This is a genomic window from Acaryochloris sp. IP29b_bin.137 (assembly GCF_028285745.1).
Classification (GTDB): Bacteria; Cyanobacteriota; Cyanobacteriia; order Thermosynechococcales; family Thermosynechococcaceae; genus Acaryochloris.
In genome coordinates this window covers 1-24,132 of sequence record NZ_JANQOP010000262.1, presented here as the reverse complement: position 1 = coordinate 24,132, position 24,132 = coordinate 1, and the positions used below count along the sequence as shown (strand labels likewise).

Here is a 24,132-nt window from a genome sequence, read left to right as displayed (position 1 = left end):
TGCAACTGAAACCCCATAAACGACTCAATTACCAGAGAGGCATGAGGGCGCTATCACTGATTCAGACCACATTGTGAAACCCTTGTCATCCCCAAAGGGTTTGGTGCGAGGACTTGCCCAGGTGGATACGGGATTTGGCACCACTCATACAGTGGTACCGTTTATGTTGATGGCAATAGAGAGTTTGGTTGTGTTTGGTTGTGATCGCATCAGCCTCGATCTGGCTTTGAAAAACGGATGGGTCAAACCCTTCAAAGCAGCCCCACCAACTCCAGAGCCTAGTTCTGAAAAATAGCTCAGATCTCTGCTTAGTTTTAGAGATAAATGGTGCCCGCTTTCGAGACTGGCACCTCATCACACTGAACAGGAGCAGATGGGCAGGTTGTTTTGGGATTGGAAACTGTTGCTTCAGGATGACAAGACGTCCACACCTCTTTCATGACCTGAAGAGCAATTTCTTTGGGTAATTTCTCAATCGTCTGACTATGGTGAAACTTCAGCGCAATAGCTAACTGCTTTTGCAACACAGCAATTTCCTTCGATCGTTCATGGGGAGGAAAAACTGCTTGATCAGGCATGTCAGATAAATGGGCGATGACAACATGCTTATATTCTAAACAGAGAATAGTTCATAACTCAATCCTGCACTTCCTTTTTTCAACAGATTCAATGGGAAGGGAAAAACAAATTTGATTTAGTTATCTTGTCAAACCTGATACATTGCTTCAATGCGCTGATGTAGCCCTGTATCGGGCCAAAAGTTCTGGACGCAATAACTATCAGTACAATTCCACGGATGCCATCGCTGGCATGTGATTAGCCCTCAGGTCAGGTTTGATTTGGGGTGTAGGGTTGTCTGAGCCTCCACCGCCATCTTTAAAAACGTCTGTGGAGTCGGAACAGGGGCATTCCCGTCTTGTTGTAGCCATAACAAAAACTCGATGTTGCCTTTAGGGCCAGGTAAGGGAGACCAGGTAACTCCTGCGTAGTGCCAACCTAAAGCTGATGCGGTTTCCCAAACTTGTGCGATCGCATCTCGATGCGCGTGGGAATCCCGCACCACCCCATGCTTCCCCACCCGGTCTTGGCCCACTTCAAATTGAGGTTTAACGAGCAGCACCATTTCCCGTGGTGGTTGTAACAGTTGCCAGAGAGCAGGTAGAACTTTCGTTAGGGAGATAAACGAAACATCAATCACGCCAAAATCAGGGATAGACGCATCCTCTGTGTACAAATCAGCAGGCTGCAGATGGCGAAGATTTGTGCGTTCTTTGAGGATGACCCGAGGATCATTGCGCAGTTGCCACGCCACCTGTCCATAGCCCACATCAATGCCATAGACCTGTTGTGCCCCGGCCTGCAGCAGACAGTCCGTAAATCCCCCGGTAGAGATGCCGCCATCCAGACAGATCCGATCCTGTACTCGAATAGAAAACTTATCTAAGGCCTTTTCCAGCTTGTGACCACCACGAGAGACAAACGGAGATTTTTGTTTGACTTGAATCTCTGCCGTTAATTGAACCTCTGTCCCTGGCTTATCGATAATCTGATCATTCACCTTCACTTCCCCAGCCCGGATCACCCGTTGGGCTTGCTGCCGAGAAGTACATAACTCTAATGAAACAAGTAAGGTGTCCAGTCGCTGTTTAGCCAAAGCAGAGAGGATACTCTAATACTACTATCCCAATTCTAAAAGTCTGCCTACCCCTGTCGATAAAAACGAGGAAGGGATTATGGATCGTTTCTATCGGTGAGCGCGGATTGCCTCCTTTAAAGGCCACCGCTGCATCCACTTGCCACACATCAAGTTCAAACAGCGCCCCATACAGGTCGAGGTTTAAGGTGACTGATACTAATGTACCGTCTGAGTCCTCATTGTTTTCAACATCATTCTCTGGATCTATTTTTTGAATGCATTGACCCAATAGTAAGGCTGTACTTCTTTCAAGGTCTTAACCTCCCACTTTGTGGCGTCCCCCATAGCGGGAACTGCAACCTCTACCTCTTCTCCCCAATGAAACAGTCGCTCCTGACAAATACCACACGGCGTCAGGATCACAATAGGTGAATCACCCGTTTGTCGGGAAACACAAACGGACGCAACTATCCGTTTACCCAATTTCTCAGCCTCACAAATCGCACCCGTCTCGGCGCACAGCATTCCACTGCCCCATTCAGGTTCAAAAAAGACACTGGTCAATATGTCCCTGTCGTCGGTATACATGGCCGCTGCGATGCCTTCTGTACCCGGAAAACGCTGTTCCAGAAGCGCAATAGCAGCATTGACGAGAGTTTGGTCTATTTTCATAACTATGGGAGCTTGCTAGCAATATAGAAGCCATAGCTAAAGTATGCTTTGAACTGTTCGAACACTTGTATTTCCTGCTTTTCAGCTTCTACTAGGTCTTGCGCGTCATCGCTATTGGAATGGCGATCGAGAAATTCAGCAAATCTTTGTTGCAATGGATGGTAGTAATTATCTAACCAACACCGCTCTGGCAGTACAAAGTAGCCCAATAAGGCGTAGCCTGCTTCTTCCAGAAGTTTAATTTTTGACGAAGCAGTGTTGATTTCAGGATACTGAGCGTCCCAATAAGCTTGAATTTCATCGGGGCGATGGTCTGTCAACCAGGTGATTTCTGAAACGGCCAGTACACCTTTGGGTTTTAGAAACTCTCGCCAATAGTTAATGCCTTGTTCAAAACCAATATTGTAAATCGCTCCTTCAGACCAGATAACGTCAAGTTCATTGTTTATGAACTCCAGATCATCCATCGATCCAGCTTTGGGGTGAATATGCTGGCTAAGATTGCTCGCTTCCGCGTTTCGTCGCAATATCTCAATGAACTCAGGTATGAAGTCTACGGCAATGATGTCTGCATTGAGTTTGTTTGCTAAACACAACGTAGATGCCCCAGTACCACAACCCAAATCCGCAATTTTCAAATGTTGTGACGTGTCTAGTGATGCAAGAGTGATGGCACGTTCAGTTTCGGACTTACCACCAGGCCCCTGACGGTCACCATGTTGATGCAGATCAATTACAAGTTCTAGATTCTCCACCGGATATTTCTGAGTGCTTCAGTAATAACCCTAACGGTTTAGGCTTTAGCGAACAGAATCTCATTGTGAATCAAGAGCGTAATGGGTGTCCACTCCCGTGTAAACCCTTGTTGATGACCCACAGTGGACTTTGATCATCTGCGATTCTTCCAGTAAGCAGATTCTCGGCTGCAATGCATAACCGCAAGAATTGAAGGGTTAACCTATATTAAGAGGACTCCTTATTTTGCAGCCTATAGTTCGTCCTTGCTCTTATCTATAACTCAGATTAGATAAACCCACCGTCTCTACTTTTGACATAAACCCTATGTTTGGCAATTTTCAAACCAGTAAGCTCAGAATTGAAATTAATGCCTCCGAGGCTGCTTTGCGAGATGCCTTAACTCAAGGAACACAAATTAAGCAATGGCTATGGCCCCAGACCTTTTCCAATGATTTACCTACAACCTTAAAACCAGGAGCCGTCTTTACCAGTTGGCTTGGCCCCGTCGAAATCCAGCACCATATTGATGTAGTGGATAGCAACACCCTGCGCTTTATCCTGAGCAAAGGGGTGGATGGTTTTCAAGAATGGTCCTGGGGGGAAAAGTGGGTGCAGTCGCGTCTGGAGGGCGTTTCACTGCTGCCTCTCAATGTCGGCCAGAGCTTGACGCTTTTACGGCTAAAAACTTTCCTGGAATGGCGCCAACCCAAAGCCTAACGCACGACCATCACGGAGCAGGAGGCATCACTGACCACTTGGCTGCTAACCGACCGTTGGAGAATGCGAGTGACCCCCGTCAGCCCCCGGCTACCAATTAAAATTAAATCGGCTTCATAGATATTGGCGACTCGAATAATTTCTTCGGCGGGGTCACCTGTCACGATTTCCAAGCTGCTATCACAAGGAATGGACGCCTGGTAAGTTTGTAACTCCTCTTCAATATGCCGAAACAATCCCACCTGCGGATCGGAATAAGGGCGATCTACAGGCTGTTCATCTCCCGTTTCGTTGGTCGAAATGACATGCGTGAGGATCACTTTACCCACAGTATCCAACTGAAAACTTTTGAGAGCCTGCATAACCCGCTCAGAGATATCTGGGCTATCCAAGGCGACCAGGATAGTATTGAACACTCAACTTCACTCCTGTTGAACCAACGATTCCGAGATGAGTTACCCCAACCAATAGACTTGCATTGTCTCGTCGTCTTCCGGTTCTATTAACTACAATTCTTAATTTTGGATATTGCTTAAGGACTTATCATCATCTTCGAAATCGTCCTCAGTTGATCCTGCCGAAATCCAAATCATCCCTTAATGGAGAAACGCCGATTCGCAACTATGCACTTGCAACCGTTTTTGCCCGATGATGCTGCATTCGCAGAGCGAGAATATGCTCACAGGGACCTTTGAACAGCTTATTTTGCTGATGCCAGTTACAAGTACATTCGCCGTGGACCATGCGTTCATCTCGATCTATGGCCACAATCGGCTGAAATGTCTTATCCCGATCTTGAATCGTTCCCTGTAACAACAGAGTACCCTTCCCATCCACCGAAGACTGACTGACCCGCACCGCATTTTGATCCAGGAATCGCGTGGCTTGGGCTTCCCGCTCATTGCTAAAGCGCAGCTTGTCCATAGGGAGTGGATCGCGGGCGAGTTCTCGCACTCGGTAGACCTGCTGGTTCAGATCATAAATCGCCCGTCCCGCTTGGGTATAGGCACTGAGTGCTCCTAGAACCACGGACTGATCCAACCCCAAGCGTTTAGCTAAATCAGCAGGCGCTTCTACCCAATTCTGCTTCAAGGCTTCAAACACTTGGCGCTTCGTCCAATCATCCACCTGGGCGCGGGGGGCCATTAGGTCGAAATTGCCTGCTCGTGACCAATCATTAGCCGTCCATCCCGATAGCCCTAAAGTGAAGGACATATCGTTGAGGTCCGCCAAGTAAAATGAGGGCAGTCCTGTGCCCAACAGATGCACCGTAAACTTGCGGGCGACAGGAATTAGGCGTTCTAAAATCAGCAACCGTCGTCGTCCCCAAACTCTGACCATTTCTGGTTTATGACCCTGATAAATAGAGCGGGCACAAACGATCTCTTGGTCCCAGGGTTCTAGAACCATCCGAATCGGTTCTCCAGGGGTGAGGTGATAGCGGAGGCTGCGAGGACCATGCTTTTCCCGGCGACGGCGAAGGGCAAAGCAGAGGTTGTAAATATCCATCGGATGCAAGTCGAACTGGATAGCTGGTAGAGCCATAGCCGAACTAACTTGCAAAAAGCCTCGCACCCAAGTGTCGGGTAAGTCGATTTTGACCTCTTTGTAGGCTGCCGTGCCTGTAGTCTCGACTTCAAAACCAGACGGATCAACTTCTAAGAGGGTTTGCCGATAGCTGCGAATTTTTTGAAATTCGTCGTATAGCGCTGCGGAGTAGTCAACATTGGTGGTGCCACAGGCAAATTCATTGACCTGATCAAAGACGTTATAACTGGCCCCTAAGCGACCGTAGCTGGACTCATCCTGGCTAAAACACTCAAAGAACACCTCATCTGGGTGAACTGTAATGACGGGGTCGAGGACAAACCAGGCATCGTAGTCTTTGCGATAGAGGTAGTCAAAATATTGTTGTCTGGCTCGATAGAAGGGGGCTAACCGACTTGAACTGCGGTGATGCAGGTCCGTGAGTTCCGATTGGAGGGCTTGGAGTTTGTGGGTGACTTCTTGGCGTTGAGACGCTACCAATTGCCAATCAATCTCATCCCGTTGCGCTGCCCAAGCTTTGTAGGCGGTTTTATCTTGGGGCTGAAATCGCAGGTCAGAGACCACCACATCATGGAGGGCACTAATGGACTCGCGAAAGGCAATATTTTGCCGCAACTGCCCTCGAAAGTAGGTCGGTTCGCGGGTCAAATCCGGGGAGAAGGACATTTGGGCTTGATTGCCCTGTCCTGACACCTTGCTATTCCGCTTGTAGTTATAGTTAAACTCCATGCAAACTCTCTCGACTTCAGGATTAGACGGCTCAATGATTTAGGACAGGGCAGCAGGCTCTCGCACGGCGACTGGCTTGACATTTAGGGGGACTGAGATTTGGGGATAGGCGCTGTGAATCTTTAATAAAATCTCCAATGCCCGCGCGCGATCGCAAATGGCAATCGTCACGGACTGGCGTGTCAAAATCTCAGCAATAATCTCTGCGGCTGCTAGGCTCTTGGTTGCTTCGGCTTCTAGGAAGGCATAGACCCGTTGTTTGGTGACCCGACCGCGATTGACTTGGGCCAAGACCCGCGTAAAGTACGGCTTCAGTTCCTGCAGCCGTTGGGGATTATCCACTACATAGGTCTGCAGATATTGGGTAGCAAACAGCTGCATATCGGTGGCGGGATGCTCACTGAATTTGAGTAGGTAGCTGTCTCCATCGGCATCGCGGAAACAACGACCGACCAGATCGCGACCCAGTTGGCGAACCTGAGGAAGGTTGCTATCGCAAATGCTAATCACCACCGCAGGGGTCAGTTCATCGGGCTTCAGATCGTCGCGAAACAGCTTAAAGCCAAATTGTTGGGTGTCTTCCCAGGTGGATTCCAGCACTCGTACGATATCCAGCAAATCCAATTCGCTCTGCCGTAACCGGGGCAAAATCGCTTCTAGCATTCGCCATCCGGCGGTACGCACGGACAGCATTTCATGGTGGGTGAATTGGGCAATATCAGTCGTGGGTAGGGTAGCCGACCAGCGATCGCAATGATGCTGCAATACATAACCCGCCATTTCCTGGGCTGCGGGGGATTCTGCTTTTAGGAGTGGGTGAACCTGTTCTGGTGTAATAGGGTCCATCCATCCCGGCAGATCCTGACGCAGCAGCTCCGTTAAAAAGCGATGAATGCCTTCTGCTTCTTCCGGTGCCTGTAAGACCTCCAACAGCGGTTGGGCCAGGTGCTGACTAAAGCTCGGTTGAGCTGCAGCTATACGCTGGATGGCTGGACGAATGGCCGAACGCATGTCAGCGAGGGGATGGGCGATCAGGGTGAGTAATAGCCCCGTTTGTTCCATCAACACTGCATCGGGTAACTGACTGAGGAGCCGTACCCCAACCACCCGCACGGAATCAAAGGGGGAATCAATCAGAGCATCAATCAGACCTGGGGGCAGTTCTGTGACTGGAGTAGTATGGTTCAGCAGAATCCGCGCTCCAAAGGTCTGCATCTCCGCCGTGGGGTAGCGCAAGATATCCAAAACCACTTCCAAACCGAGAGTCCGTAGTTGAGACCCGAAACTAAGAAATAGGGTTTCGCTAATATCGGTGACCCAGTCTTCTGCCGGGATATTTTCAGGCGATTGATTTAGGAGAATGGCAATCACCTGACCCAAAATCGCCCGTGCCCGCGTATCCTCCAGTAAGGCCGTGCTTAACAGTCGCCGAGTAAAGGCCCGCATATCGGCAGGTTTACAGGTCATCAACTGAGCAATGAGTTGACTGTCGTTGAGGAACACATCCCGCTGAGCCATAATCCAGTCTTGAGCTTGCTGGCGAGCGGGGGCATAGTTACAGGTTGCGATCGCAAGTATCAATTCCCGATTGGGTTGAGCCGGGTTATAACGAGCCTGGGCGATCTCAAACCCTAACTGGGCCGTCATTTCATAGGGGCGCTCTAGCAACCGGATCACGCTCTCTAAGGGTAAGTGCTCCAGAAATGATCGATTGGACCGAAGGGCTTTAACCGCAAACCCATGAACCGGTTGGCAGCAACTGTCCAACAGTAAGCGCAGTAATGCATCAGGCTGCTGGTCCCATAAATGGGGGAATGCCTCTTCCCGTCCAGGGGGAGCGGGATCACCCGGTTTATAGGAGGGCTGACAACGCCACGCTTTATTGGCAGGCTTAAAGACATAGCGAGGGCTTTGTTCATAGAGAACATGGTTAAAAGCGAGATACCCCGCAAAGAGATCCCAGTTAACCCGCCCCGTTTCCACTCGGCTATAGCTATTCCGCCAATCCCAGCGATAGAAAACCGATTCCCGAGTGCACCCGGCATCCTCATCGGCATATTGCAACAACAGATCGACAGCAAAGGTGACGTAGCTAGGGTCACCTGCTTGACCAAGCTTGCGCAAGGTCCGCCAAACTCGACGCCGCAGATAGGCTCGGGTTTTGTCGCTGTAGGCTAAGCGAGTGTCTGGACGCCGCTGTTCTGCCGTAATCGGATTATCCGTGGTCCGTTCATACCGCCCTGTTCGGGAATTATAGGTATACCCGGCATAGAGATATTCCCCATCCGGCAGTCGCACCCCATAGCCTTGGTTACGGTAGAGGGCCTCTTCTTGCTCAAATCGATAGGCCAATAGCCCAAAGACTTCCGTATCCTGTCGATATTCGGCCATTTTGAAAATATGGCGGAGTCGCTGGAAGTAGCTGGGGCGCAACGGGGCCGATTGAATCACCTCAAGCACGGCTGGTCGGGTTAGCTCACTATCAATCTGGTACAGGATATCGAGCACGGCCAAGGTCTGGGGAGAGGCATTCGCGTCTAAGGTGTTTCTGAGGGTCTCTGTTAAGGCGTTTGCTGGGCCTTGGCGAGCCAGGGTGCGCAAATCTGGCGGTAATTGTAAAATTCGCTCTTGCCGCAGGGCATCCCGTTGGGCCTCAGTCCCCAGCTTCAGGAGCGCTTCCAGGGTAATGCGCTGCACAAACTCTGCCCCAAGTTGGCGATAACGCTGTTCTAACGCCGCGTAGGTGGTCTGATCGCCACATCGCCCCAGTGCCCAAGCAATACAATAATCTCTCAAATCCTCCTGACCCCAAAGTTGTAGCAATAGGGGGGCTGCAACCTGAATTTGTAATTCGCCCGCCCGCCAGATCACCCGATTTAGGGACCATGCCTTAGGCGCAGGGCGAGGGGCTGCAGAGGATTGAAGAGCAGCGGCTAAGCGATTTAAGACGGCTTGCGATCGCGCATTCGGATCAACTGGCACCTCTACTGGAACAGGTGTTGGAGAGGCTGCCGTCTCTGGTGGGCTAGCTTCTCCCGTACTGACGCGATACCCTTTCCGCAATTTGGCATTGATTAGTCGATCAAAGATACGCTGGGCCATTTCTAACGGCACCGCAGACACCGTTTCGGAGCCTTCCTTTAAGGCGGTGCCTTGGCGACCATAGCGGAAATTAACCACATAAGCCCCGTCACTCACCTGGCACAGATCGACCTCATACACTTTTTCAGTACGACCCGCTTGATATACCAGGGTGGTTCGCTGAATCAGTTGCATGCAAGTATTCCTAACGATTCAATCAACAAAGGGAGAGGAGGCAAAAGAATTATGAATAGTATTTATGTACTAATTCTAGACCACCTTTATCCCAACAGCAAGTCCGTCCTTCTGGAACATTGCCAGGTCGGGGGATGGACAAATTATCCCCCTAGGTTTCCCAAAGCCACGCTCTAGTCCAGCTTTTTAATCGAGCAATTAAGATTCTTGGGCAAACTCTTCAGGATCTGTATCCCAATTTACCCAGCGAATGGCTTCCCGCGCAGACTGAATACTGGGGGGAACCCGAGTGGCGTGAATATAGCCTGTACTAGGACAGGTCATCTTCAATAAATAAATCGGTTCCACATCAATCGCGGGGGCAATGCGCAACAGCGTGTATTCTCGCCACGTATTCAGGGCTTCGGCCTGCAGTTCCTGGCAGAGACGGTCATAGCCAATGCCCTGAATCAACACCCGTCGCAGTTCGGCATTCTGCTCATGGAGCAGCCAATCAGCCTTCCAGACATGGGGATGGACGATGCCGTATCGCTCTGGGATTTGCACGCCATGAAACTGATAACTACGATAGCCGTCCGCAAACTGGAGGGCTGCCCCCCCTTCGTAGTGAAAGCGCCCTTCGGGGTCCGCATGGCACTGTATAGGCCGATCGAACACGACACACATCTGCTCAAAAGGAAGGATTAAACCGCAATGCGTGGATAGCGATCGCAACTGTACCCACGCTTCTGGATCATGGTCACACTCTAAGACCTCAATGCAATAGTCCAAGAGGGCAGGATGGAGAACCTCAGCGGTTTGAGTTAAGGCTTGCCAGCCCATGCCAACCAACCCCATGGTCGTCAGCATTTGCTGCATCCCCTGTTCCCAAGCCCGCACCTCAGGCTGTTGGCGAAGGGGATGGATGAAAGCATCCTCCAAGACTTGTCCTACAGGCTCTCCCCATTGCCAAAGGGTTTCTCCCATATGAACCAGCAAGTCTCCTCCCGGCTGACGTTGAATGGTCTGCCGCCATTCCGTTTGCTGCTGTTGCCACAATTGTTCCCAAAGACTGGGAGACCACTCTCCCCACGGTGTAGTGTTTTCCTCGACATTTTGAGAGTTCCAAGCAAATAGCTCAGCCAAGGGCATCCAAGTGATCATGTTCAGGTTGTGAGATAAGGTCGATAACTCGGCAACCTTTATCCGTTCACTAATCTCTAATAACAATTCTGCCGTCAGCTGGGACCGGATTTGATGACTGAGCTGCCGAGCCAGAGGAAGGGTCAACAAAGGAACCCCCCACTGATTCAACAGTTGATCAATCCGACATTCTTGCAGGAAAGCTTGGGCCTCTAAAGGTCCTGAAAAAAATAAGATTTCAGGTTGCCGCTTCCCCATCAATGCATAGCTGCGCTGAATGGTTTGCTCTACTTGCTGATGTTCAACGGGGGTTGTAGAGCAGTTCATGGCCAGCCAGCGCTGGAAAACGTCTTCAATTTGGGTGTCTTGATCAGGCGTTAAGGTACTAATCGGCCACATAGTGCCAACCTTCTGGCTCATATTCCCGTTGAATACGAATCTGCCAAGTCCCCTGAGGAATGGAGAGGGCGTTATGTTCTTCGTGGGTTAGGGTCGCTTGAGGTGAGAGAACGCGCAAATAGAGGGTGCCATCCTTTTCGTACAGCTCTGCTTTCCCTTCGCTAATGCGATGGCTATGCCCCGTCACTTCACCTTCCGCCAACGTCAAATGGGAAAGTTGCCGACCTAGGTTGGGCGTTGTATGGGACAAAGGTCTAAGGATTACATCACCTTGACGGATGGGTTGCATGTTGGTCATCTCCCTAATGTCTCCTCTATTGTGGCACATGCATTCAAGACATCCATCAGGCTGCTTTAGTTGAGTTGACACCTGGGCTTTACAGCTATTCTCGACATAAAACCCTGGCAATAGCCCAAGGCTAATCCCTGATCTGAATCATTGATGATATGGATTGAGGATACGGCAAGAAAGCTACTGATGCTTTGCCTTAAATTGAGGTTTAAGCGGTCAATACCTTATTCGGGCCAAAAAGTTGAGCCGCTATGTCTGAACGCATGGCAGGAGAAACGTAGCAGTCCCCATATAAACATTCCACTAAGATTTGTAGCGCGCCAAAATACGCTTTGAGTTTGCTTTGGGCATCCAAGCCGTTAAACCATTGGGGCTGAAACCCCCTGTCCTTCACCATGACAGCTTGCAAAGCATCTAGCCACTGGTGTCCTTGGTGCTGATACCAGGTCTTCAGGGTTTCTGAATCTGAGGATTCGTCAGGCAGTTGAGCTTTTAGATCTTGCAGAGATTGCCATAGTTTTGGGTCAGCACAAATACTGTTATCGATCCCTAAGAAGGTGGATAGGAAGTGAGACGGCGGTAAATCCTGAGTTCCCTTTTTCTGCAGCGCTTTAACCGTTAAAAATAAAGCAGAGTCAAGCGCTAGGTCAGTCGGTAAATATTGCGTAAAATTGAGGGCAATCCGGTTCGCTAAACTTGGATCTTCTCGCAGGAGCAAGCCAATATAAAAGGCCGTGATTGGCAAGGGCTGTTCGCAGGATGGCAGGGTACTGACTTTTGTCTGAATCTCCCTTAAGAAGTCTCGTATTTCAGCATTGGCATTGATCAGATCCTTGATAGTGACCCATAGTTTCTGAACAAACGTGTTCGCATTGGGTAACAAACTCGCCGTTAATAAAATCACTTCTCGCCAGCGAGAGTCTGTGACCTGAGTGGCTAGCTGGTCTAGAGACGCTTCGAGCGTTGCTGGTGTTGCAATAATTTTCCGTGCCGTTAAATATTCTTGAAAGGTGAGATGGGAAAAGGAGTAGACTTCTTTAGCTCGCTGAACCAAAAGGCCGGACTGCAGCTCAATACTTTTAAGAATCGCTGCACTCCGAGACCATAACGTCTCAAAAGCGACCGTTTCACTAGAAACTGATTGCAAGTAGTCGGCAATAAGATTCAACACTTGACGCTGTTCAAAGTAGTAGTTCCCCTCAGCAAAGGTCGTTGCAGCTATCTGGCATAAGAGGGTGATGGTTTCAGGCTTTGATAGGGAAAATTCTTCTGTCTGCCGCTGAATCCCTCGAGCTTGATCCCATCGCTCTAAGAGGATCTCTAAACCCGCTTGATACAGTTTGGCCCGCTTGGTTGGGAACGACATCCGCTGTTGAAAGACTGAACAGATTAACCCCAACAGCAGCGGGGAAGCCGTCAGGTTCTGCAGCGCTTGATTTTCCGGTTGCTGGAGTTGCCTCAGAAATTGAGCGGCCTGCGTGAGCCCTCCCGTTTTAGAGTTACGAGCCGTGGCCACAAAGTATCGACGAGCAAACACTTCGACCTGGCTCTGTTGAAAATCAGCCAGTTCGATATAGTGAAACCCCCGAAAGTGGTAGTGCTGCGCTTCAATTCGACAGGTGATTAAAGTTTGATTGCGATAGAACTCTTCCGAAAATTGCTGGATTTGGGTCAACACCATTTGGCTTAGAGCTGCGGGGACTTCGTCTAGGCCATCCAGCAGTAATAATACTCGCCCCCGATCCAAGAGACCTTTTACCTGCTTGATATCTAGGCCACAACGTTGCCAGAGTTGGTGCAAATAGTTGAGGAGAGTGGAATCATTTGACTCTTGGGATTGGGCGGCAAACGCTCGTAAAGAGAGAAAGACTGGAATACAGTCAGGTTTATATCGCCCTTCATTACATTCCAATGCCATATGACAAAGGAAGGTTGTTTTTCCGGCTCCTGGCTTGCCCAAAATAACGATCTTGTCTTGGTTCTGAAGGATGTCCATACTGGTCAATGCCGATGGCTGGAGGGCCGCGTTTTCAGCATTGGCAACGGACTTGTGTTGGAGGTCCGAGACCTCCAGCCATTGTTGGTGGCTCAGCTCAGATAAAAAATTCACCCCTGTGTAGACCCGATTGAGCAGCACAGGTTGGTTAATATCTAGAGACGATTGCAAGGCACCGCACTGGGCTTGCACCTGTCCCCGAAGCTGAGACCGCACCTTCTGGACCCAGGTATCGATCTCCAAATCAGTCTGTTCCGCAGAAACCGTGGTACTGGGGATGGAGAGTTGAGGCAATATCGCGATTTCTTGCCAATCCAGATCCAGCTGAAAACACAGATCGATAAAGATGTGCCGTTCAATGGGACGACCCGTGAAAAATTTCCAGACAGACTGTCGGGTTTCCAGACCAACCTGTTCTGCCAGGTAGGCTTGCGTCCACCCTGTGCGTTGAAAGGCTTGTTTTGCTATGACTTGACCCCGTTCGGAGGCATTGAGCGATCGCTTTGCCATCGATTTCGCTGCCTATGTTCTATCTATTACAACAATGCCCACCAAGGTGGGCTTGAAAGACAAACTGGACTGGAATAAATCCTGAGTTTGAGTAATATGTTTCAAAATTTGCGCCTATGTCGTTGGTGGAAGTGAAATTTTGATCCGAATGTTGGTGTGAACGCCAGCCTGTCTTTATGCCATTGACTCTACAATTTCAAGTTCTTGGAACAGGGCAGAACTTTCTGGTGTTAACACGTTCTGCACATCCGGGATTTGATTTAGCAAGGAAATTTCGTCATTACAGGCTTCCTTGAGAATTTGTAAACAACAATCTCGACGGGCCCCCGGCTCCAGTTTGGAGAGCATCTGGATCGCCAAGTTGAGTTTGGGAATCGATTTCTCTAAATCCTTTTGTAACTGCTCAATAACGTGGTCTTTCCCTCCTGTGCTTTCCTGGATTAGAGAAATTTTCGCCTGTAAATCTTCTGCCCTTTGATGCTCCCGTTCATATTGGCGATGGACTGCTTGCCGTTTGGCCAAACGGGTGTTCACGGCTTCCAATAGCTCCATGCGGGAAAAAGGTTTGGTCAGATAGTCATCTGCCCCTGAGGTCATACCTTGACGAATTTCTGATTTGTCAGCCATGGCCGTCAGAAAGATAAAGGGAATCATGGCGGTATCAGGGTTTTCGCTGAGGGTTGCTAGCACTTCATAGCCGTTTAGTTCGGGCATCATCACATCACAAATGATCAGATCCGGTAGATGCTCTTGCGCCCACAATGCTCCTAAGAAACCATTTTCAGCTGTGACGACATCATGTTCTTCAGCATCTAAGAGTTCAGCGATATTCGCTCTTACAAGCTCTTCATCTTCAACCACGAGGATTTTAGCCATCTTGCTCTACCTTTTGCTTAATTGGAAGTTGCACAGTAAAGGTTGTGCCTACCTTTTCTTGACTGGTGAGCGTAATTGTCCCACCATGCAAGTCTACGGACCGTTTGACGATGGCCAAACCTAATCCAGTCCCTGAAATGTTGCCCACGTTGCTGGCGCGATTAAAGGAATTAAAAACGCGATCACATTCCGATTGCGGAATACCTAGACCATGATCTTGAACATGAAAAATGGCTAACTCATTTTCAAAGACCAAATCAAAATTGACACTGTCCCCACCAGGGGAGTACTTGATCGCATTCGAAAGTAAGTTCGTGAAAATATGACGCAGCAATTTCTCATCCATGTGTGTCTCCGTCGGTTGCTCTTGCAAACCACAAATAATCTCATGGGTATTCGTCGTAATTTGCAACTCTTCCACCAGACCTCGACAGAATTCCGTTAGGTTCATGGGCATCGGTTTAAAGTTGAGATTGCCAGATTCTGCCTTGCCTAACAACAGCACATCATTGAGTAGCCCCGTCATATGTTCAACCGATTGTTGAATCTGATGCAAATGCTTAAGCTTGCGGGTTTCGTCCCATTTGTGACCGTAGTGCTCCAGCAATTCTGCTGAAGATAAAATCGTAGCCAACGGCGTTCTAAACTCATGGGAGGTCATGGCCACAAAGCGAGACTTCAACTCGTTGAGTTCTCGCTCTTTATTGAGGGCAGTTTGAATATCTTCCTCAAAGCGTTTCCGTTCGGTGATATCCCGAATCACGGCCATCACCTCATTTTCCGCACTGACGGCAATCCGAGCCTCAAAGACTAAGGGACTCTCTTGATGATCGAGCTGATATTCAAAAAGCTGCATTTCATGGCTGTCTAAAGCCCGGTGGATACAGCCCATAAAAGGAGTTGCTGTTTCGGGAGGAAACACATCTAGGAGGCTTTTGCCTAAAAACCCCTCACTGGGAAGTGGCAGCTTGGTATTGGCTGCATCCTTATAATTGACGAAAATGCCATCAGCATTAAACCGGAACATCCAATCCGGCATGGCATTGATCAAAGCTCGATTGGTGGCAATACTCGAATGCAGAGCGGCTTCGGCCCGCTGACGTTCAACAATTTCACTTCTAAGTTGTTCATTGCTCCGCTTTAATTCTGCCGTTCGCTGCTGCACTCGGACCTCCAATTCGTTGTGGGCCCGTTGTAAGGCTGCTTCAACTTGCTTGCGATCGCTAATATCCCGCCCTTCAAAAATCAATAGCACGACGTCACCCTGCTCATCCCGGACGGGTTTGAGGGAAAAGTCAATGGTTGCTACCACATCCCTGGCACCCAAAACTTCCACCTCGTAACGGATGAATTGGCCACTAGCTGCTTCTAGCACTGCCGCTTTCAGTCTTTTTTGGGTTTCTGTAGAAGTGGTCCACCAACGAGCTAACCAGACGGGACGATCAATCACATCCTCCAACTGCAACCCCCCAAAATCCAGGGCCGTTTGATTGGCTTCTAATAACATGCCATCAGGCTTAAGGAGCCCGGAGAACTGAAACGTTTGGTTAAAAATAGCTCGAAACCGCCGCTCACTATCTTGAAGGGCCGCTTCAGTTAGTTTTCGCTCGGTAATATCAACAATGTAGCTGCGAATTAAGTCACTTTCTGCAATAAAGTGAACGGATTGTTCCAAGACTTGATCGCCGATGGTCACCTCGCGAACCAAAAACTTTTCGTTGTCATTACAGATTAAGGTAACTAACCCAGCCAAGATGGGATGCTGTGATTGCTGATCCCGCAGACTGGGGAATCGGTCCTGCGCAGCAGGATTCATATAGGTGATCTTACCCGTTAGGTTAATCTCAATAATGGGGTTAGAAAACAGCTCTGGGAAAGATGCCAAGCGAACAATCGCCGCCTCATTTGAACTGGTGAGCTTCTCATCTTCTGTCGTTAGCGTTTGCATCGGATTATGAAGATTGGACAGAAACCCAGTTACATCTTCCGAAGCACAAGACTCCAAATAGTGGACATCGGCGACGTTATTGGTCATGTAATATCTAGCCCGAACATCCTGACCAAAAACAACTTCATCGCCATGCTGCAGATCATGGGAGGTGCAGACTTGTCCATTGACACTCAGACCATTTTTGCTGCGTTTACCTTGGAGATTGCCATCGATTAGGCGGAACATATGGCAATCTGTGTCCGGCATAGTCACTCGCATAAGTAACGCATGTTGTCGGGACGCAGAGGGAGAATGAATGACAATTGAATTACTAAGATCTCGACCAATGGAGCAGGTTGAATCCATCAAGGGAATCGTCCGTTTCCCCTGTTCGTCTTCAACCACTAAAAAGTGCTGAACTTTTGTAGAAGGACTTGTCAAAACCATCAATTATTTGCTCTTTAGATGCACTCTTCCCTTTAATATGCCCACCCTTTAAGAGAACTAAACCCAATGGGATTATTTTGGTTGGAGATAATAATTTTGGCTCTTAGGAAAACATTTTCTAGTTGCAGCCTAGAGTCATTTTTTGAGCATTTATTTTATTGTTTATGTCTCTTTTTTTCGCTAGCCCTAAAACTGCCTTGTCCAACCTTAGAACAGATGAGACTACTCTGAAAGCTTTCTCAGTCCCCTATCTACAGTCAAACGATAAGTTTTATACCTCTGTAGACAAGCGCTTATTATGATCAGATGCACGGCTTTCGCGACTAATCATAAGTTAAACTCATTTAGATTTTGGTCATCTCATTGATTTAGAAGCTATACCAATAGGGAGTTGATATTCTAATCATGAAAATATTTTCTAATCAATCATTTATATCTATCGCCATAGGGATTATTAAGGACATTATTTAAGACCTTGAATATTCATTCAAAAAATAAATTATTCCTAAACTGGATAGATTTCTTTTGATTAACATGGGTTAATTCAGGCAAGGCTTGAATAAAAAATAGCAGTGGTATTTTTATGCCACTGTATAAATGAAGGCAAGCTCAACCTAGTCTATACAAACTGGCAAAAATCATGGGGAGTGTGAGGATGTTACTACGGTGCTACTGATCCGATTGCCCTCATGACTAGAGACACCTACTGTTTTATTCTCTTGGATGTGAAGTTGCGATCGCATCCACCATCCTGTCTATCTTGTAGAACTTAGGTACGACTTTACATGCGCTCCAGCACTTGAATCCCCAATAGGGATAAGCCCAGCTTTAACGTGCGAGCCGTAAGATCAGATAGCACGAGTCGGGATGTCCGACAGGGCTCTTCGGCATTAAGAACGGGACATTGATCATAAAACTGGTTAAACTTCTGGCTCAGCTCAAACAGATACTGGCAAAGCCGATTCGGCAATAAATCAATAGCCACCTCAGACAAGATGTCCTGCATTTGCAATAAATGCTTCGCCAAAGCCAGCTCTGAAGGCTCAGCAATCGTCAGCGAAGCATCCCCTAGCTGAGCGAAATCAATGTTTCCTTTGCGGCTAATGCCTTGTACTCGAACGTAGGCGTAAATCATATAGGGGGCCGTATTGCCCTGTAGCGCCAGCATCTTGTCATAGCTAAACACATAGTTACTAGTGCGGTTTTGACTGAGATCCGCATATTTCACGGCTCCCAAGCCAATCACCTGGGCAACATGGGTAATGAATTCCGGTGCTTCGGTTCGATCTTCGTCAGCCAGTCGAGTTTCGATATCCCCTTGAGCTCGGGTCACGGCTTCATCTAGCAAATCTCGCAAACGGATGGTTTCACCCGAGCGCGTTTTCAACTTCTTGCCGTCTTCCCCCTGGACCAACCCAAAGGGCATATGCACCACTTGAACAGTTGCCGGAATCCACTGGACTCGCTGAGCAACTTGAAAGACCTGAGCAAAATGATTGGCCTGTCCTGCATCCGTGATGTAAATAATTCGTTGAGCTGCCTCGGCATTGATCCGGTGACGGAGTGCCGCTAAATCCGTGGTGGCATAGTTAAACCCACCATCAGACTTTTGCACGATCAGGGGTTGGGGGTCACCATGTTTGTTGGTAAAGCCCTCCAGAAAGACGCATTGTGCCCCTTGGTCCGTTTCTAACAAACCCGCTTTATCCAAGTCAGCCAAGACGTCAACCAGCAGGGGATTATAAAAAGACTCGCCGCGCTCTGTTAGCTCGATATCCAGATCCTGGTATATCTTCTTAAACTCCCGCCGGGATTGATCGCAGAGGAGTTGCCAAGCCTGAGTGGCCTCCGGATCGCCTTGCTGTAACTCGACCACCGCTTGCCGAGACTGCACCTGAAAGTCTTCATCCTCATCAAAGCGCTGCTTGGCTTTTTTATAAAACGCGACTAAATCTCCTAAATCTAGGGCATCCGAGGTGGTTAACGCGGCCGGATGAACCTCAGACAAATAAGTAATCAGCATGCCAAACTGGGTGCCCCAATCTCCGACATGATTGAGCCGCAGCACATCATTCCCTTGGAATTCAAGAATTCGGGCAATACAGTCGCCGATAATCGTAGACCGCAAATGGCCCACATGCATTTCTTTGGCAATATTGGGGCTAGAAAAATCAACAATGACCCGCTGCGGATCAGCAATCGGCTCAATCCCTAGACGAGGATCGGCCTGCATCTGCTGCAGTTGCTCCGCCAAAAAAGCGGGCTTAAGAGTTAAGTTGATAAACCCTGGTCCAGCAATGGTGGGCGGTTCGCATAGATCATCGACCTCTAGGTGGGTCAGAATCTGATCTGCGATCGCACGTGGGGGCTGTGCCAACGGCTTGGCTAAGGCCAGCGCTACATTCGACTGATAATCTCCAAACTTCGGATTACTCGCAACCCCTACTACAGGTGCAGTAACCGTCAGATCAGATCCGAACGCAGCATCTAGCGCCCGATTAAATCGAGTCTTTAGCGTTTCTAAGATGGACTTCATGGGCTTAACTGCGTTTTTGGCGGCCAGCGCGCTTATCCCGGTCTCGCCGTCTGCGATCGCGCCACTCGGCAGCGGTAAGGTAGACGATACCGCCAGAGACAACCACTAGCATTCCTAGGGCAACTAAGGCCAGGACATTGAAAATTGGGAAGTCCACCATAGTGCTTATCAATTGATCAATAGAGACAGACTACATGCCGTGGCGGCCCCAAACCACCATAGCGATGGAGTAAGTGAAGAGCGTGAGAACTGAAACCCAACCTAAGGTCAAGATATCCATTATGCTGTTTGTGAACCCATTACGACGTCCTGCTATTCTATCCTGAAACCCTGTCCCCGCGGCAAGGGACTGTCAAGTTTTTCCCCTTTTTGGATCATCCCTTTCACTCGTTTATGCCTCCAACGCTATCCCAGCAAATCCAAACGTTTTATGATTCCTCCTCCCATCTGTGGGAACAGGTTTGGGGGGAACATATGCACCATGGCTATTATGGCCCCAATGGACAGCAGCCGAAGGCTCGGCAACAAGCCCAAGTCGATCTGATTGAAGAACTCCTGGCCTGGGGAAACGTGCAACGCCCTCAGGCAATCCTAGATGTGGGCTGTGGGATTGGGGGCAGTTCCCTCTACTTAGCCCAAAAGTATCAGGCAACAGTGACTGGCATTACCTTAAGCCCGGTACAAGCTCGTCGCGCCCAAGTCCGAGCTCAAACAGCAGGGCTCTCCGCTCAAACCACCTTTCAAGTCGTGGATGCCCTGAACATGCCCTTCCCTGATGGGTCATTTGATTTGGTTTGGTCCCTGGAAAGTGGCGAACATATGCCCGATAAAACACAATTTCTCCAGGAATGCTGCCGGGTTCTCAAGCCAGAAGGACGCCTCCTGATCGCCACTTGGTGCCATCGTCCCACGCCACCCGCGTTAACTTGGAGTGAGCAACGGCTCCTTAACGATATTTATCGGATCTATTATCTGCCCTATGTTATTTCTCTACCCGACTATGCTGAAATAGCTCAAACCCTTCCCCTAACAGAGTTAAAAACAGCGGATTGGTCGGTCGCTGTTGCTCCATTTTGGGATGAGGTGATTCGCTCTGCCCTCAATCCCCAGGTGATTTGGGGAATTCTCAATGCAGGACTGCAAACCCTCCAAGGGTCTTTGGCCCTCAGTTTTATGTCGCGGGGGTATCGCCAGGGGGTGATTCGGTATGGCTTGTTGCGGGGCACTAAATTGACCTCGGAGCCTGCTGAGTAACGATGCAGTCAGGTATCAAAACAACCCCTCTGCAATGGTTCCAGGCATTATGGAAGTTTTCACGTCCCCATACCATTGTGGGGACAAGTCTCAGTGTGATCGGTCTAGCCTTGATTGCCCTTTCCACCCAATATCGTGGGGGAGACCTGTTCACCATTGGCCAGACATCCAGCACAGCGTTAGTCTTCTACCCAACCTTTCTAGTACAGATTATTGCGGCATTGGCGCCTAGCCTAGCAGCTAATATCTACATTGTCGGCCTTAATCAATGTACGGATATCGACATTGACCGAATCAACAAACCTCACCTCCCTTTGGCCTCGGGGGAATTCTCCTTCAGGCAAGGCGTCGGGATTGTAGCGTGTACAGGCTTGCTCGCCATCGGTGGGGCGGGCATCCAAGGACTGAAGTTGTTCTGGACCGTTGCCCTCAGTATGGTGATGGGGACCGTCTATTCGCTGCCCCCTCTAAGGCTCAAGCGGTTTCCCTTCTGGGCGGCATTGTGTATTTTTGGGGTGCGCGGTGGGGTGGTCAATGTGGGCTTCTTTCTGCACTTTCGATCTCTACTAGGGGGCGGAGGGCCTATTCCCCTCAAGGTCTGGGGGTTAACAGGGTTTGTGATTTTGTTTGCCTTTGCGATAGCAATTTTCAAAGATATCCCCGATCGAGAGGGTGATCTGAAATTTCACATCCGCACCTTGACCGTTCGGCTAGGTGGCCCCACAGTGTTTAGACTCGCCTGTTGGGTCCTCAGCTTAGCCTACTTAGGCATTGTGGGGCTGTCCCTGTGGGGACTCCCTGCCACTCACCCAGGATGGATATTATCGACCCACCTGGGGATTCTGGTGCTGTTCTGGTATCGATGTCAGCGAGTGAACCTTAGCAGTCACCTACAAGTAACCCAGTTTTATCAGTGGATTTGGAAACTCTTTTTCCTAGAGTATGTGATTTTCCCCATTGCTTGTCTGCTGCCCTAGGTCAGTCCCCATCGCCCCCTTAACAACGGCCTTTCTTGCCTCGCTTGCCGTTGGGATAGACAGTTAACCAATTGGTTTGCGCTAGGGATAGTTGCGACTCAGTCAATGTAGCCCCCGACAGATCGGCACCACAGAGATTGGCACCGCGCAAGTTGGCATGGCTGAGATAGGCATCACTGAGATTGGCACCCCGCAGGTCGGCATTGGCTAAGTCCGCATGACTCATATAGGCCTGCATCAAATTGGCATTGCGCAAATTCGCCCCTGCAAAATTCGCTCTCCCAAAATTCGCATTGATCAGAATGGCATCCCGTAAATCCGTATTCTGCAACTTACTTTCATGGAAATTGGTACTGGGAAGTTGAAACTTGCGCAAGTTCAGATTGCGTAAATCTTGTCCGCTAAAATCGCGCTGTCCCCGGCTAAAGGCATGTTGGATGGCATTCGGGGTTAATCGGGCCTGCCCTCGACCTCTGGAACTTAGACTAGAAGACGAATCCAACCCCGTATACGTGGACCGAGGGGTTGAGAGCTGCCCAGAAACTTTGGATAGCGATCCCGTGAGGGGCGACTGGGTACCAGTGCGCGTGTTGTATCGTCGAATCCCTGCGGCTGCTCGTGAAGAGGGAGAACTGGCTCTAGAGCGGGGTTGGGTCGGGGAGTAGGACCGGGTCCCGGACGGCGATCGCAGGGAGGGTTGAGAAATGGAGGACATCCCCGGTTCTGCCGAGTGGGGGGTGATTCTAGCGAGCGCTTGTAAAACTTCTTTAGCAGACCGGAAGCGATCGCGCAGCGATACTTCTAGCATCTTGCCCAAAATCTCTTGCAGTTCTGGTCCGATGCGCACATGCTCTCGCCAGCTCAATTCCCCAGAAACAGGGTTATAGCTTAAATCTTTGGGGGACTTACCCGTTAACAAGTAGATACAGGTTACCCCTAAGCTATACACATCACTAGCATAGACAGGACGCATGGCCATTTGCTCGGGGGGGGCAAAGCCGGGGGTGCCGACCGCAAACGAAGTGAGGGTGCTATGTTCTTGGGGATTCGCAATCGCGGTTTGGTTGACTTGGTCTTTCACTGCACCAAAGTCAATCATCACCAGCTTCTCATCAATTTCTCGACGAATAACATTGGCGGGTTTAATATCCCGGTGAATCACCTCTTGACTATGTAAATGTTCTAGCAACGGCAAGACTTCTTCCAGAACGTGAAAGACCATTGACTCATCAAATGGACCAGAACGACGCACCTCTTGCTGGAGCGTTGCACCTTTCACATACTCTTGAACCAGGAAAAATTCCTGATCTAGCTCAAAATAATCGAGTAGTCTGGGCAGTTGGGGGTGATTGCCAATTTTTCCCAGGGTCTCCGCTTCTCGTTGAAACAGTTCTCGCGACATTTCCAAAATATGGGGAGCTGTGACCACGGGGCGAAGCTGCTTAATCACACAGGTGGGTTTCCCGGGAAGACCTTCATCTTCAGCTAAAAAGGTGGTCGCGAACCCGCCTCGGCCCAGAATTCGGGTTGAGCGATAGCGGTCACGCAATACTAAGTTACTCCCACAAGCCTGACAAATCATTTGCCGTGGTGCATTACTAGGATTCGTGCAAGCTGGATTTAAGCAATAGCTCATTCAGCGTCTCTCAGATGATTGTGAATCAGGTGCAACAGTAGGGAAGTGCGTTCACTCCTATAGTCATTCTGCCCGCTTTTGTTCGTTCTCGGAGCATGCCACAGGAATTCTCTCCTTCAGGTCAGGAAGTGGCATCGTTTGGTCAACACTAAAGATCAACAGCCATCAACCCCCGAGATCCATCCCACACATGAGAGTTATTGAGCATACCCCGGCCTTACTGATCCTGCAAGAACGATTATTGGGAATTCGACTTTTGGGGGGTGCTACTGCGGTACTGGGGTTTATGATTTTTATCATTTTTGAATTTCCCTTCGATCTGTTTGGCTGTTTCTGTATTGCGATCGCAGCGTTGATGAGCACTTTCAGTCCAATTGAAGTTTGTATCTTTGATAAATCCGACCAGTTGGTGACACTAGAGAAACGGCGATGGTTTAGTTGTCAGACCCGACGATATGACATGACCCAAATCGACATGATTCATGTCGAGGAGCGAAGTTGGCTGGGAGCGAACTTTTATCAAGTCAAATTGAGCTTCCTGTCGGGACATCGATCCAGCCTCACCCAATTTGCCACAACAGACAAACTGGCCCAACAGGGGCTTGCCAAAAGGATTCGAGACTTTGTCGAGGCTGAAAAACTGTCCCCTGTTTCTTAGGGTCTCTTCTATCCAGAACAGGCGTTAGGGTGATCAAAAAACTCCCCAGGTAGGATTCGAACCTACGACCAATCGGTTAACAGCCGACCGCTCTACCACTGAGCTACTGAGGATAGCGAATCTCATACTAGCGATAAACCGATGACTTTGGCAAGGTTAATGTTCAGATCAAGAATCTGAAGA

The 24,132-nt window shown here is 49.3% G+C and carries 21 protein-coding genes and 1 tRNA gene; 5 read left to right on the top strand and 17 right to left on the bottom strand.

Annotated elements, in window-relative coordinates; translation table 11 throughout:
• Positions 1-82 precede the first annotated feature (82 nt).
• Positions 83-295, top strand: a complete 213-nt coding sequence (locus Q0991_RS18795; RefSeq protein WP_299491323.1) for a hypothetical protein — start codon at positions 83-85, stop codon at positions 293-295.
• A gap of 19 nt (positions 296-314) precedes the next feature.
• On the opposite strand, the gene Q0991_RS18790 is transcribed toward Q0991_RS18795, so the two are convergent.
• The 4 genes from Q0991_RS18790 to Q0991_RS18775 all read right to left on the bottom strand — a co-directional run bounded on the left by Q0991_RS18790 (position 315) and on the right by Q0991_RS18775 (position 3,063).
• Positions 315-578, bottom strand: coding sequence for a hypothetical protein (locus tag Q0991_RS18790; RefSeq protein WP_299491320.1), 264 nt, complete (start codon positions 576-578; stop codon positions 315-317).
• Positions 579-823: 245 nt separating this feature from the next.
• Positions 824-1,654, bottom strand: coding sequence for a TlyA family RNA methyltransferase (locus Q0991_RS18785; RefSeq protein WP_299491318.1), 831 nt, complete (start codon positions 1,652-1,654; stop codon positions 824-826).
• A gap of 246 nt (positions 1,655-1,900) precedes the next feature.
• Positions 1,901-2,308 carry a cytidine deaminase gene (locus tag Q0991_RS18780; protein ID WP_299491316.1) on the bottom strand — a complete coding sequence of 136 codons (408 nt, stop codon included), beginning with the start codon at positions 2,306-2,308 and terminating at the stop codon, positions 1,901-1,903.
• A gap of 2 nt (positions 2,309-2,310) precedes the next feature.
• The gene (locus tag Q0991_RS18775) at positions 2,311-3,063 is read right to left on the bottom strand and encodes a class I SAM-dependent methyltransferase (protein ID WP_299491314.1); all 753 of its coding nucleotides are present in this window, start codon (positions 3,061-3,063) and stop codon (positions 2,311-2,313) included.
• A gap of 307 nt (positions 3,064-3,370) precedes the next feature.
• Here Q0991_RS18775 and Q0991_RS18770 point away from each other — a divergent pair, with 307 nt between their 5' ends.
• Positions 3,371-3,763 (top strand): hypothetical protein, encoded by a 393-nt coding sequence (locus tag Q0991_RS18770; RefSeq protein ID WP_299491312.1) that lies wholly within the window; start codon positions 3,371-3,373, stop codon positions 3,761-3,763.
• On the opposite strand, the gene Q0991_RS18765 is transcribed toward Q0991_RS18770, so the two are convergent.
• From Q0991_RS18765 to petN, 11 genes are all read right to left on the bottom strand, one after another.
• Positions 3,760-4,179 carry a universal stress protein gene (locus Q0991_RS18765; protein ID WP_299491310.1) on the bottom strand — a complete coding sequence of 140 codons (420 nt, stop codon included), beginning with the start codon at positions 4,177-4,179 and terminating at the stop codon, positions 3,760-3,762. The two genes, Q0991_RS18770 and Q0991_RS18765, sit on opposite strands and share 4 nt — an antisense overlap.
• A gap of 205 nt (positions 4,180-4,384) precedes the next feature.
• The gene (locus tag Q0991_RS18760; RefSeq protein WP_299491308.1) at positions 4,385-6,040 is read right to left on the bottom strand and encodes an SWIM zinc finger family protein; all 1,656 of its coding nucleotides are present in this window, start codon (positions 6,038-6,040) and stop codon (positions 4,385-4,387) included.
• 39 nt (positions 6,041-6,079) lie between these two features.
• Positions 6,080-9,316 carry a hypothetical protein gene (locus Q0991_RS18755; protein WP_299491305.1) on the bottom strand — a complete coding sequence of 1,079 codons (3,237 nt, stop codon included), beginning with the start codon at positions 9,314-9,316 and terminating at the stop codon, positions 6,080-6,082.
• Between the two features lie 198 nt (positions 9,317-9,514).
• Positions 9,515-10,837: a DUF6745 domain-containing protein gene (locus Q0991_RS18750; protein WP_299491303.1), complete on the bottom strand. Its 1,323-nt coding sequence runs from the start codon at positions 10,835-10,837 to the stop codon at positions 9,515-9,517.
• Positions 10,824-11,126: a hypothetical protein gene (locus tag Q0991_RS18745; RefSeq protein ID WP_366525012.1), complete on the bottom strand. Its 303-nt coding sequence runs from the start codon at positions 11,124-11,126 to the stop codon at positions 10,824-10,826. The genes Q0991_RS18750 and Q0991_RS18745 overlap by 14 nt, the downstream gene beginning before the upstream one ends.
• Positions 11,127-11,337: 211 nt before the next feature.
• On the bottom strand, positions 11,338-13,635 hold the full coding sequence (locus tag Q0991_RS18740; RefSeq protein WP_299491299.1) for an NACHT domain-containing NTPase: 2,298 nt from the start codon (positions 13,633-13,635) through the stop codon (positions 11,338-11,340).
• A gap of 174 nt (positions 13,636-13,809) precedes the next feature.
• The gene (locus tag Q0991_RS18735; protein ID WP_299491297.1) at positions 13,810-14,511 is read right to left on the bottom strand and encodes a response regulator; all 702 of its coding nucleotides are present in this window, start codon (positions 14,509-14,511) and stop codon (positions 13,810-13,812) included.
• On the bottom strand, positions 14,504-16,888 hold the full coding sequence (locus Q0991_RS18730) for an ATP-binding protein (RefSeq protein WP_299491295.1): 2,385 nt from the start codon (positions 16,886-16,888) through the stop codon (positions 14,504-14,506). The genes Q0991_RS18735 and Q0991_RS18730 overlap by 8 nt, the downstream gene beginning before the upstream one ends.
• Before the next feature lie 781 nt (positions 16,889-17,669).
• Positions 17,670-19,424, bottom strand: a complete 1,755-nt coding sequence (argS, locus tag Q0991_RS18725; RefSeq protein ID WP_299491293.1) for an arginine--tRNA ligase — start codon at positions 19,422-19,424, stop codon at positions 17,670-17,672.
• A gap of 4 nt (positions 19,425-19,428) precedes the next feature.
• Positions 19,429-19,584, bottom strand: a complete 156-nt coding sequence (locus Q0991_RS18720; RefSeq protein ID WP_299491291.1) for a hypothetical protein — start codon at positions 19,582-19,584, stop codon at positions 19,429-19,431.
• Between the two features lie 30 nt (positions 19,585-19,614).
• Positions 19,615-19,704 carry a cytochrome b6-f complex subunit PetN gene (petN, locus tag Q0991_RS18715; protein WP_010472049.1) on the bottom strand — a complete coding sequence of 30 codons (90 nt, stop codon included), beginning with the start codon at positions 19,702-19,704 and terminating at the stop codon, positions 19,615-19,617.
• Between the two features lie 113 nt (positions 19,705-19,817).
• Between petN and Q0991_RS18710 the strand changes: the two genes are divergently transcribed.
• Positions 19,818-20,678 (top strand): methyltransferase domain-containing protein, encoded by an 861-nt coding sequence (locus Q0991_RS18710; RefSeq protein ID WP_299491289.1) that lies wholly within the window; start codon positions 19,818-19,820, stop codon positions 20,676-20,678.
• Between the two features lie 2 nt (positions 20,679-20,680).
• Entirely contained in the window at positions 20,681-21,655 is a 975-nt protein-coding gene (locus Q0991_RS18705; protein WP_299491287.1) for a homogentisate phytyltransferase, read from the top strand.
• 19 nt (positions 21,656-21,674) lie between these two features.
• On the opposite strand, the gene Q0991_RS18700 is transcribed toward Q0991_RS18705, so the two are convergent.
• Positions 21,675-23,291: a serine/threonine-protein kinase gene (locus tag Q0991_RS18700; RefSeq protein ID WP_299491285.1), complete on the bottom strand. Its 1,617-nt coding sequence runs from the start codon at positions 23,289-23,291 to the stop codon at positions 21,675-21,677.
• Between the two features lie 190 nt (positions 23,292-23,481).
• Here Q0991_RS18700 and Q0991_RS18695 point away from each other — a divergent pair, with 190 nt between their 5' ends.
• The gene (locus Q0991_RS18695; RefSeq protein ID WP_299491283.1) at positions 23,482-23,949 is read left to right on the top strand and encodes a hypothetical protein; all 468 of its coding nucleotides are present in this window, start codon (positions 23,482-23,484) and stop codon (positions 23,947-23,949) included.
• 41 nt (positions 23,950-23,990) lie between these two features.
• Here Q0991_RS18695 and Q0991_RS18690 read toward each other — a convergent pair.
• Positions 23,991-24,062: transfer RNA gene (locus Q0991_RS18690), tRNA-Asn, on the bottom strand.
• Positions 24,063-24,132: the final 70 nt, after the last annotated feature.